This window comes from Mesorhizobium sp. M2A.F.Ca.ET.067.02.1.1, assembly GCF_004023285.1.
Taxonomy (GTDB): domain Bacteria; phylum Pseudomonadota; class Alphaproteobacteria; order Rhizobiales; family Rhizobiaceae; genus Mesorhizobium.
This window is the reverse complement of record NZ_RZSB01000839.1, coordinates 1-2,378: the sequence shown is the minus strand read 5'-3', so window position 1 is coordinate 2,378 and position 2,378 is coordinate 1. Positions and strand designations below refer to the sequence as shown.

The following is a 2,378-nucleotide window of genomic DNA, read 5'->3' as shown; positions in this document are numbered from 1 at the left end:
GATACATGCCGGGCATTTCGGCCGTCTCTCCGCCGATCAGCGCGCAGCCGGCCTGCCGGCAGCCCTTGGCGATGCCGCCGACGATCGCGGCGCCCTGGTCCGGATCGAGCTTGCCGGTGGCGAAATAGTCGAGGAAGAACAGCGGCTCGGCGCCCTGCACGACGATGTCGTTGACGCACATGGCGACGAGGTCGATGCCGATCGTGTCATGCTTGCCGGCATCGATGGCGATCTTGAGCTTGGTGCCGACGCCGTCATTGGCCGCGACCAGCACCGGATCGGTGAAGCCTGCGGCCTTGAGGTCGAACAGGCCGCCGAAGCCGCCGATCTCGCCATCCGCGCCCGGCCGGCGCGTCGCGCGCACCAGCGGCTTGATCTTCTCGACCATCAGATTGCCAGCATCGATATCGACGCCCGCCTCGGCATAGGTGAGCCCGTTCTTGCGCTTGGCCGGATCGCCCTTGCTCATCGTCGGCTCGTCCCTGTTTGTCATTGCGGGCTCTTCGCATGAATGGTTTCGGGGAGCAAGGATGACGCGCAGGTGAGTGATGTTGTTTCCGAGGAAAGTGCGGGGTTGATTGGCGAAGGCCGAGACCAGTGCCAATCTCCCGGGGAGATGTCCGGTAGGTCAAAGGCGGTGTCCGCCAACTCTGCGATTATGGCAGTCACATTTCCTCTAGAATGGGTGCTGCCGTTTCATCCACCCACATACGCCCCTGGGGAACACCAACCTCCTTTCCCACGGTTCGTCCTTGCGATGCCAAGCCCTGCTGTTGGTAAAACGCATATTGAGCGAGCGTTGGATGCTCGCGGCTGCTGGCCGGATGTCCTTCCTGGACATCGCGCCAAATCGAACCCCAGTCGGGTTTCCAGATTTCGACGAATCTATGGAATAGGGCGAGCAGGACTTCCGCCCCAAAAGGCTCGGCCCCTGCCATGCAGTTAAGCTCCAGACAAGCATTGTTCTGACTGTCTCGTGACAGATACTCGGAATACGCCCCGCAATGGATCGACGTTGACGCTTCCACGTTTCCCCGGCGCTGGTTCCAGAGGGAGACGCGGTAACCCAATTCCGGAATGGGTTGGCGCGGGGCGATGTCCGTCTTGTTCTGGCCTTTCTCCAGCAGGTGCTGCAGGTTACTGGCTGCCGATGTGTCGATAGGTTCGGACGCCATCGCCTTTTTAAGAGACCTTCCCAGCGGAGCCCAGCTAGCGAGTCTTTCGTCGGCAATAGCCAATGCTCGGAAATGCGCTTGAGGTTGTGGGATCGAATCCTTGGCTGTCCGTTTCCTTGGACCCCAGTAAACGTTGATGTTGACCGCCATGTGCGCCTCCCGTGGCATGCAGCCTATCAGCTTCCCTGCAGGTCTGTTGGTCCAAAGTCGGCGTTCCTTCGCGCCCCCTCTGGCCTGCCGGCCATCTCCCCACGAGGGGAAGATCGGCAGTTCCTCACTTGCGCCAATCTCCCATCTCCCTCATCTTTTTCCCAACAAAAGACACGACGGGACATCACGTGACCCTTCCCAACATGATCACGATCATGCGGCTGCTGCTCGTGCCCGCCGTGGTGCTGGCCATGCTGCAGTCGCTTTGGGGCTGGGCTTTCGCCGGCTTCCTCGTCGCCGGCATCTCCGACGGCGTCGACGGCTTCATCGCGCGCCGCTGGAACCAGTCGTCCCGCCTGGGCGCCTATCTCGATCCGATCGCCGACAAGCTCCTGCTTGTCTCGGTCTTCGTCGTCATGGGCTTCGCCGGCGAACTGCCGCTCTGGCTGGTGGTCATGATGGTTTCGCGTGACGGGCTCATCGTCTGCGCCGTGCTCCTGTCCAGCGTGATGAGCAATCCGGTCGAGGTGAAGCCGCTCTTCGTTTCGAAAGCCAACACCGCCGCCCAGATCGTGCTGGCGGCGCTGGTGCTGGGCGAGCTGGCCTTTGCCGTGCATCTTGGCCCACTGCGGACCGGGCTCATATTGCTGACCGGGGTCTTGACCGTGGCTTCGGCCGCGGCCTATCTCGTGGCTTGGCTAAGGCATATGAGCGGCTATGGCGAAGGCTCCCGAACGAGCAACTCCCAGAACGACGTCACCAAGTCGGGCAACACCAAGTCGGGCATCGGCAGATCGGGCGGCTCCGGCACGGACGCCTGACCACGATGGCGCCGTGATCGCCGCGGACGATAGCTCCGGCGCGCTTCGTCGCCAGGTCTTATTCTGGCTCGCGACGGCGGTTCTGCTGGCGCTGTTCCTCTATGTCTTCTCGGGCATCCTCCTGCCTTTCGTCGCCGGCATGGTGCTCGCCTATTTCCTCGATCCCGTCGCCGACTGGCTGCAGCGGCTCGGCCTCTCGCGCCTGATGGCGACGGGATCGAGGAAATAGGCG

General features: G+C 62.4%; 3 protein-coding genes and 1 pseudogene. 2 read left to right on the top strand and 2 right to left on the bottom strand.

Features of this window, described 5'->3' with window-relative positions:
* Together EOA28_RS32570 and EOA28_RS32565 are read right to left on the bottom strand one after the other, a co-directional pair.
* On the bottom strand, positions 1 to 469 hold a 469-nt coding region (locus EOA28_RS32570; RefSeq protein WP_148669576.1), incomplete at its 3' end, for an AIR synthase related protein.
* 196 nt (positions 470 to 665) lie between these two features.
* Positions 666 to 1,325 carry an Imm52 family immunity protein gene (locus EOA28_RS32565; RefSeq protein ID WP_127253655.1) on the bottom strand — a complete coding sequence of 220 codons (660 nt, stop codon included), beginning with the start codon at positions 1,323 to 1,325 and terminating at the stop codon, positions 666 to 668.
* 188 nt (positions 1,326 to 1,513) lie between these two features.
* On the opposite strand from EOA28_RS32565, the gene EOA28_RS32560 reads away from it, so the two are divergent.
* Together EOA28_RS32560 and EOA28_RS40595 are read left to right on the top strand one after the other, a co-directional pair.
* Positions 1,514 to 2,146 (top strand): CDP-alcohol phosphatidyltransferase family protein, encoded by a 633-nt coding sequence (locus EOA28_RS32560; protein ID WP_127253656.1) that lies wholly within the window; start codon positions 1,514 to 1,516, stop codon positions 2,144 to 2,146.
* 16 nt (positions 2,147 to 2,162) lie between these two features.
* Positions 2,163 to 2,360 (top strand): annotated as a pseudogene (locus EOA28_RS40595) (AI-2E family transporter); the annotation flags it as partial.
* Positions 2,361 to 2,378: the final 18 nt, after the last annotated feature.